The following is a 7,363-nucleotide window of genomic DNA, read 5'->3' on the forward strand; positions in this document are numbered from 1 at the left end:
TTTAAAACTCCTTCGTATATTGTTTTAATTCATCAATTTGTTTTTTCAGTTGTGGGAATTGATCCGCATGGAACTGCTCTAAAATCGCTTTTGCAATTTCAAATGCAATGACGTGCTCTGCAACGACTGAAGCTGCTGGTACTGCACACGCATCACTACGTTCAACGCTCGCTTTAAATGCTTCTTTCGTTTCAATATCAACTGATTGAAGCGGTTTGTAAAGCGTTGGAATTGGTTTCATCACACCACGTACGACAATTGGCATTCCTGTAGACATACCGCCTTCAAGACCACCTAAGCGGTTCGTACGGCGTGTGTAGCCTTGTTCTTCATCCCAAATAATTTCATCATGAACTTGTGAACCTGGTACGTGTGCCGCATCAAAACCAATACCAAATTCTACCCCTTTAAATGCGTTGATTGAAAGCATCGCTTGTGCTAGTTTACCATCTAATTTACGGTCGTAATGGACGTATGAACCAACGCCTGCTGGCATCCCTTCAACGATTACTTCGACGATACCACCGATTGAGTCGCCTGCTTTTTTCGTTGCATCAATTTTTTCGACCATTTTTGCTGACGCTTCTGCATCTGCACAGTAACAAGGGTCTGATTCAATAATCGTGCGAATTTCTTCAACAGACTTGCCAGCTGTCGCTTCTTTGCTCGCTTCGACGCCACCGATTTCCGTTACGTAGCCGACAACTTGAATACCAAGTTCAGCAAGTAGCTTTTTCGCTACAGCGCCAACAGCTACACGTACTGTCGTTTCACGTGCTGACGAACGTTCCAAGACGTTTCGTAAATCGCGGTGACCATATTTCATGCCACCGACTAAATCTGCGTGTCCTGGACGTGGACGTGAAATTTGACGTTTAATTTCAGAAGGGTCGATATCTTCCGGTAGTGGCTCAGCACCCATAATTTTTGTCCAATGTGACCAGTCATCATTTGTGACAACGAGCGCTACTGGAGAGCCTAATGTTTTACCGTGACGTACACCTGACGTAATGGCTACTGTATCCGTTTCGATTTGCATACGACGACCACGGCCGTGACCACCTTGGCGACGTTTTAGTCCTTCGTTAATGTCTTCTGCTTTTAATGGTAATAATGAAGGAAGCCCCTCAATAATTGTCGTTAATTGCGGTCCATGTGACTCGCCTGCTGTTAAATATCTCATTTGTAAACACTTTCTCCCTTCAACGCATTAAATTATATGTTTTTCACTATAACATATTTTTTAGTAAATTACAGTACTAATTCCTATTATACACATAAATTGACTGAAATTTTTAAATATTTTAGCGGTTGTTTTTTTGCGTAGCATAATGTAAAGGTTTTCATCTTCTATCTGTATACAAAAAAGAACACTCCGACAATTCGGAATGCCCTCGTTCGATCATTGAGAAACGTAACCTATGATTTTTTACGATAGAAAAACGTATCTTCAATTTCAAAATCGTAGCGTGCAGGATTAAAGATTTGTTCGGTGCTACCAACAAATAGCACGCCACCTGGACGTAATGCTTTGCTAAAGTTCGCATAAATTTGATCTTTCGCTTCTTCTGTAAAATAGATCATGACATTACGACAAACGATTAAGTCAAAGCCTGATTCGTAATTGTCTTTTAGTAAGTTGTGGTTTTTAAAGGCGACTGTATTTTTAATGTCGTTTGATACTTTATAAAAAGCGCCTTCTTGTGTGAAATATTTATGTTTCATATCAGCAGGTACTTCTGCTAATGAACGCTCAGGATAAATACCTGCTTTTGCTTTCGCAATCGCGTTGTTATCTAAATCCGTTGCTTTAATATTTACTTGAGATAACGGCACGTGCTTTGATAATACCATCGCAAGAGAATATGGCTCTTCACCTGTCGAGCAAGCTGCACTCCACACCTTTAAACGTTTATTCTCTTTTAGCAGCCTCGGGAAGATTTTTTGGTCTAATACTTCCCAACGTTTGCCGTTACGGTAAAACTCTGACACGTTGATCGTCATACGATCTAAAAACTCATCTAATAAAACGCGGTCACTATCGATCGCCTTGAAAAAATCTACAAAGTTTTTGTAGCCTTTTTTCTCGTATAGTGACGTCAAACGTCTTTTCATTTGTGCTTCTTTATATAAAGCTAAATCAATGCCTGTTTTTCGTTTAATACTTTCCACAAACTGTTCGTAATCTGTCATAAGTCCTCGTTTCCTTCCCTAAAGTCCTATATTCATTATACTCTATTGTGAAATATAAAAAAAGCGAAGTCGAAATTTCGACTTCGCTTTTTGAAATGGCTTCGAATTAGTGTAATTCGCCTTCAGTGAAGAATAAACCGATTTCGCGTTCTGCAGCTGCTAATGAGTCAGAACCGTGGATTACGTTGTGAGATACTGTAGTTGAGTAGTCACCGCGGATTGTTCCTGGTTGAGATTCAGCAGGGTTAGTAGCGCCCATCATAAGACGTGCTACAGAGATAACGTTTTCGCCTTCCCATACCATTGCGAATACTGGACCAGAAGTGATGAATTCTACTAATTCACCGAAGAATGGACGTTCAGCGTGCTCAGCGTAGTGTTTTTCAGCAAGCTCTTGAGAGATTTGCATAAGTTTTGCGCCTTTAAGTTCGAAACCTTTACGTTCGAAACGATCTACGATATCACCAACTAATTGACGTTTAACGCCGTCTGGTTTTACCATTAAAAATGTTTTTTGGATAGCCATGTTTAATTACACTCCTTCAAGTTATATACAGGTTTTAGACCCAGATTAAATAGTATCATTGAATAATACAAGATTCAACAAAATATATACGAGAAACGCCTAAAATTTACGTTTTCCCATGTATGATGCAATATCTTTCAGTGATTTTTTCACTTTATGATCTGGTAATGCATCTAATTCACGCAATGCCTTTTGTAAATATAGTTCTGCGACGTGTTGTGCGCGCTTCATCGCATCTGACTTACGCATTAAGCGCAACATTTCTTGACGTTCTGCTTCCGTCATCTCACCTGTCAATGCGCGCTCCATTAACGGTTTAATTGCCGCATCGCTACGTGCATACAATGCAGGTAACGTCACGTTTCCTTGCATTAAATCACTACCTGCTGGTTTGCCGAGCTTTTTATCTGATGACGTAAAGTCTAAAATATCGTCCATTATTTGGAAGTTCATGCCGACATAGTAACCGAATCGTTCTAAGTGCCATGCTGTGCGTTTGTCAGTACCTGCTGCAATGGCACCTAAGCGACAACTCGTTGAAATTAAAATCGCTGTTTTGCGTTTAATGCGGCGGAAATAATCACGTAAGTTTTGATCAAGCGTACGCTTATCTTCCACTTGCAAAATTTCACCGATACAAATTTCAACCATCGTTTTCGACAACACTTCATGTGCTTCTGCATCGTCGACATACGTCATATGCTCCAACGCCTTCGCAAAAATAAAGTCACCGTCATACATTGCAATTCGGTTATTAAATTGTGCCTTTACCGTTGGACGGCCTCTTCGCATTTCTGAATTATCAATGACATCATCATGTACGAGCGAGCCCATATGGATGAGCTCAAGCGGTACAGCTACGTGCTTGATTTTTTGGATATCGTAATGTCCAAATTTTGCCGCAAGCAAAACAAAAACTGGGCGAATGCGTTTTCCCCCAGCCTGTAATAGATGTAAAGAAGCCTCATTCAGAAAGTGTGAAGACGAGCCCACCGCTATTTCTAATTCTTTTTCGATGACATCAATATCCGACTTTAAGTCAGCATAAAGCATTTTTAGCTTCATCTTTTCCACTTGAATACCTTCTCCCGCCTATTGTTGTTTTTTGTGGCCAATGTGTACTGCTGCAGCGCCACCGCTATATGGTTTATAAGACACGTCTACCATGCCAGCTTTTTCGAACATTTTTTTCAATTGTTTTACGCCTGGGAAAGCATTCGCAGATTCTTGTAACCAAGAATACTCTTTATAGCTTTTCGCAAATACTTTACCGAAGATCGGCATAATGTAGTTGAAGTATAGACGGAATAATTGGCGGTAGCCTGGAATTTCCGATTGTGATGTTTCAAGACATACGACTTTACCACCCGGTTTTACGACGCGATTCATTTCGCGTAATGCTTGTAAATAATCCGGTACGTTACGTAAGCCGAAACCGACTGTTACGTAGTCAAAAGTATTGTCTTCAAACGGAAGCTCCATCGCATTCCCTTGAATTAACGTAATGTTGTCGATATGTTTTGTTTTTTCGATGCCGACATTTAGCATGTTTTGGCTGAAATCTAATCCGTACGCTTCGCCTGTTGGACCGACTGCTTCTGACATCGCAATCGTCCAATCTGCTGTACCGCAGCATACGTCAAGTGATTTAGAACCTGGTTTTACAGCCATGCGCGCCATTGTATCTTTACGCCATAATTTATGCAATTGGAAACTGATAACAGAGTTCATTTTGTCATAGCTTCCAGAAATGTTTTCAAATACTTCGTGTACGCGTTGTTCTTTTGTTTGTTGTGCCATTATTAAGTGTCACCCTTCTCTTAATTCGTTTTTAGCTCATGAATGCGACTTACAATCCATTCTTTCACATCGTCATGCAATATTGGAGAAGTGGAAACAACATTTTCATAAGTTGTAGCGAGCTGCTCATATGCTTCTCGTAATAACGCTGCTACATTATCGTTTGTTTTTGCAAGTGCGTCGGTAAAACGCGTTGTCGTGCCGTTAGATAATGCAGCGATTTCCTCTGCAAGTCTCTTTAGTAATAAGCCACTTTGTGCAAATGGCGTGTAGTGTTCTAGATGATAATGCTTAAAGAAATGACGAATTGAATCGCTCTCAATTGTTTTGAGCGCCTCAAGCCACATGTCGAGTGATTGATGAATCGGTTCATATAGCTTTGCTTTTTCTTCACTAATTGTCGCAACAGATGCTGTAATCGTTCGAATCAATAGGACGTCGCCTACTTCGGCAAGCGTTGCATAATAAACGCCACTATACAAGTCGCCCGCAAGTACAGCTAATTGCTGCGCCTTTGATGTCGCATCCTGTTCTTCAATCAAGTCATGCGTATTTAAAGCTGCCATATTAATCGCGACACCCATTGCTGCAAGCTGTTGCTTGTCAGTCCATGGCTCGCCGTTTAATGCAGGCAATAACAAATAGAGCAATTCATCATCTGAAACAACTGGTTGACCTGTATATTCAAGGAGCGTTCTATGATGCAATTTTTTGAAAATATTTTGTTTAAACTGTGCTACTTTTTGTTCGATAGTTGTTGCAATCATAAAATTTCTCCATTCAGTTCATTTCCTCAAAAACTATTTTTTCGGACCGCTATACATTACGCCGTGCGCTGTTTGAATTTCCGCTTGACCACGGATTTTCATCGCTGACGTATTTTCGGTGAATTGTGCGATCATCACTTCGCCATTGTCTAGCTTTTCAGAGTGATGAAATTTCGTATCGTCGCCGCGAGTTAAGCCGATCACGTGAACGCCATCTTCTTCCGCACGAATAACGACATAATCATTTTGTGACATGTCTACCGCTCCTTTATTCAAAGTTTGCTTTCTCTATCATATCATAAAAATAGGTCTATTTTAAGACATTTGAATGAATGACAAAATTTCTGAACGTTTTACTTCATCGGTCTCAAATACGCCTTTCGCAACCGTTGTAATCGTTTTTGCACCTGGCTTTTTAATGCCTCGCATTGTCATACACATGTGCTCTGCTTCAATCACGACATACACACCTTGTGGATTTAACTTTTCTTCTAAGATTTCTGCCACTTCTGACGTAATACGTTCTTGCAATTGTGGTCGACGGGCAACTGTATCTACCGTACGCGCTAATTTGCTTAGACCAGCAACAACACCATTTTGTGGAATGTAAGCGACATGGGCTTTACCGTAAAATGGTACGAGATGGTGTTCGCACATTGAGAAGAAAGGAATATCTTTTACGAGTACAACTTCATCGTGTCCTTCGTGGAAAACTGTTTCAAAATATTCACGTGCATCCGTGTGCAAACCTGCAAACATTTCGGCATACATTTTTGCAACGCGTTTCGGTGTATCCGCTAAGCCTTCACGAGTTGGATCTTCCCCAACTGCTTCTAAAATCATTGTGACAGCTTGCTTTATTTTATCTAAATCAACTTTTTTATTTGTCTGTTCTGTCGTGTTTGTCAATGTTTCGTTCCTCCATATAAAAGCAATACGTTTCTCAAACTAGATGTTAGCATAATGGCGCACTACACGCAAAGCATGATTGACTTAAATCGCTCATAAATTTACACAATGCAACGACACTAAAATCCGAATTATGTATACAAAAAAAGCCCGCATCAATTATGACCCGGACTTTTTACAAGAAGGTGACTAAAGCATACGCTTACAAAAAAGGAACTGTGACAGGCATAATCACTCGTCACAGCTCCTTATGTAATGCGCAAATTAAGCTTTAACCGCATCTTTAAGCGCTTTACCTGGTTTGAAAGCAGGTACTTTGCTTGCTGCGATTTCGATTTCTTCGCCAGATTGTGGGTTACGACCTTTACGAGCCGCACGTTCACGTACTTCAAAGTTACCAAAACCGATTAATTGTACTTTATCGCCTTTTGCAAGTGCGTCTTGAATTGTTTCGAATACAGCTTCAACCGCTTTGCTAGCGTCTTTTTTAGAAAGTTCTGCAGCTTCTGCAACAGCATTTACTAGTTCTGTTTTGTTCATACTAGTCACCTCCTCTCAAGGTAGTGCGAAATCATGTAAAAAGATTATCACACTCCAATATTGCTATGCAACCATATTTATACTCCTTTTACCAACTTTCGGCAACTTTAACCCTCATTCGGGTAAAATAGACCTTTTAACCTATCATAAAAGTTGATGTAGCGCGGTTTATACGTGTTTTTAACCGTTTTGTTCATATTTTTATTATGGCGAATATCCATCGGTTTTTGCAACTAAAAACGCGGATTTTACGAAAAAAATTTATATAATAGAATACTATTAAGATGTTAAATATCCATTTATGGTTTTATTTTACATTTTATGTTTATTCGTCAAAAAATGAACATATGTTCGCTTTTTACTGATAAATCATGTATTTTGTCGTCATTTCTTGATGTTTTGCGAAGTTATCTTAAAAAGCGTTTGTACTTCTATATTTTCAGAATTTTATTGCAATAAAATAAAATGGTATTTTACACGACAAAATTCATAGATGTAAAACGTTGTCATATCAATAACGAACCGCTTTTTTACTGAATACGTATTCTAAAGATTTTGAGCATTTTGTATGATAATTTTTTTCAAAAAACCCCAAAAAGAGCAACGATTCAATAAGAATCATTGCTCT

General features: G+C 39.4%; 9 protein-coding genes. All 9 read right to left on the bottom strand.

Features of this window, described 5'->3' with window-relative positions; all coding sequences use genetic code 11:
* Position 1: 1 nt before the first annotated feature.
* The 9 genes from aroC to hbs all read right to left on the bottom strand — a co-directional run bounded on the left by aroC (position 2) and on the right by hbs (position 6,735).
* Entirely contained in the window at positions 2 to 1,183 is a 1,182-nt protein-coding gene (aroC, locus tag KMHG_RS01165; protein ID WP_010286116.1) for a chorismate synthase, read from the bottom strand.
* Positions 1,184 to 1,419: 236 nt separating this feature from the next.
* Positions 1,420 to 2,193 (bottom strand): CheR family methyltransferase, encoded by a 774-nt coding sequence (locus tag KMHG_RS01170; protein WP_010286117.1) that lies wholly within the window; start codon positions 2,191 to 2,193, stop codon positions 1,420 to 1,422.
* Between the two features lie 106 nt (positions 2,194 to 2,299).
* A complete protein-coding gene (gene ndk, locus KMHG_RS01175) occupies positions 2,300 to 2,719 on the bottom strand; it encodes a nucleoside-diphosphate kinase (RefSeq protein WP_010286120.1) in 420 nt (139 codons plus the stop codon).
* A 99-nt stretch (positions 2,720 to 2,818) separates the two neighbouring features.
* Positions 2,819 to 3,793 carry a heptaprenyl diphosphate synthase component II gene (gene hepT, locus KMHG_RS01180; RefSeq protein ID WP_026021963.1) on the bottom strand — a complete coding sequence of 325 codons (975 nt, stop codon included), beginning with the start codon at positions 3,791 to 3,793 and terminating at the stop codon, positions 2,819 to 2,821.
* An 18-nt stretch (positions 3,794 to 3,811) separates the two neighbouring features.
* Positions 3,812 to 4,519: a demethylmenaquinone methyltransferase gene (locus KMHG_RS01185; RefSeq protein ID WP_010286123.1), complete on the bottom strand. Its 708-nt coding sequence runs from the start codon at positions 4,517 to 4,519 to the stop codon at positions 3,812 to 3,814.
* A gap of 20 nt (positions 4,520 to 4,539) precedes the next feature.
* Entirely contained in the window at positions 4,540 to 5,286 is a 747-nt protein-coding gene (locus KMHG_RS01190) for a heptaprenyl diphosphate synthase component 1 (protein WP_010286124.1), read from the bottom strand.
* Between the two features lie 33 nt (positions 5,287 to 5,319).
* Positions 5,320 to 5,541 (bottom strand): trp RNA-binding attenuation protein MtrB, encoded by a 222-nt coding sequence (mtrB, locus tag KMHG_RS01195; protein ID WP_010286125.1) that lies wholly within the window; start codon positions 5,539 to 5,541, stop codon positions 5,320 to 5,322.
* A gap of 60 nt (positions 5,542 to 5,601) precedes the next feature.
* Complete coding sequence (folE, locus tag KMHG_RS01200; protein ID WP_010286126.1) at positions 5,602 to 6,195, bottom strand: GTP cyclohydrolase I FolE; 594 nt, start codon at positions 6,193 to 6,195, stop codon at positions 5,602 to 5,604.
* Between the two features lie 264 nt (positions 6,196 to 6,459).
* On the bottom strand, positions 6,460 to 6,735 hold the full coding sequence (hbs, locus tag KMHG_RS01205) for a non-specific DNA-binding protein Hbs (protein WP_010286127.1): 276 nt from the start codon (positions 6,733 to 6,735) through the stop codon (positions 6,460 to 6,462).
* Positions 6,736 to 7,363 lie beyond the last annotated feature (628 nt).

Origin of the sequence: Kurthia massiliensis (assembly GCF_000285555.1) — a bacterium.
In the GTDB taxonomy this organism is placed as follows: domain Bacteria; phylum Bacillota; class Bacilli; order Bacillales_A; family Planococcaceae; genus Kurthia; species Kurthia massiliensis.

What these genes read in the sequence shown, in the direction of transcription:
- KMHG_RS01185 (WP_010286123.1), bottom strand. Translation starts at nt 4,519, where the DNA reads ATGGCACAACAAACAAAAGAACAACGCGTACACGAAGTATTTGAAAAC.
- aroC (WP_010286116.1), bottom strand. Translation starts at nt 1,183, where the DNA reads ATGAGATATTTAACAGCAGGCGAGTCACATGGACCGCAATTAACGACA.
- mtrB (WP_010286125.1), bottom strand. Translation starts at nt 5,541, where the DNA reads ATGTCACAAAATGATTATGTCGTTATTCGTGCGGAAGAAGATGGCGTT.
- KMHG_RS01190 (WP_010286124.1), bottom strand. Translation starts at nt 5,286, where the DNA reads ATGATTGCAACAACTATCGAACAAAAAGTAGCACAGTTTAAACAAAAT.
- hbs (WP_010286127.1), bottom strand. Translation starts at nt 6,735, where the DNA reads ATGAACAAAACAGAACTAGTAAATGCTGTTGCAGAAGCTGCAGAACTT.
- ndk (WP_010286120.1), bottom strand. Translation starts at nt 2,719, where the DNA reads ATGGCTATCCAAAAAACATTTTTAATGGTAAAACCAGACGGCGTTAAA.
- KMHG_RS01170 (WP_010286117.1), bottom strand. Translation starts at nt 2,193, where the DNA reads ATGACAGATTACGAACAGTTTGTGGAAAGTATTAAACGAAAAACAGGC.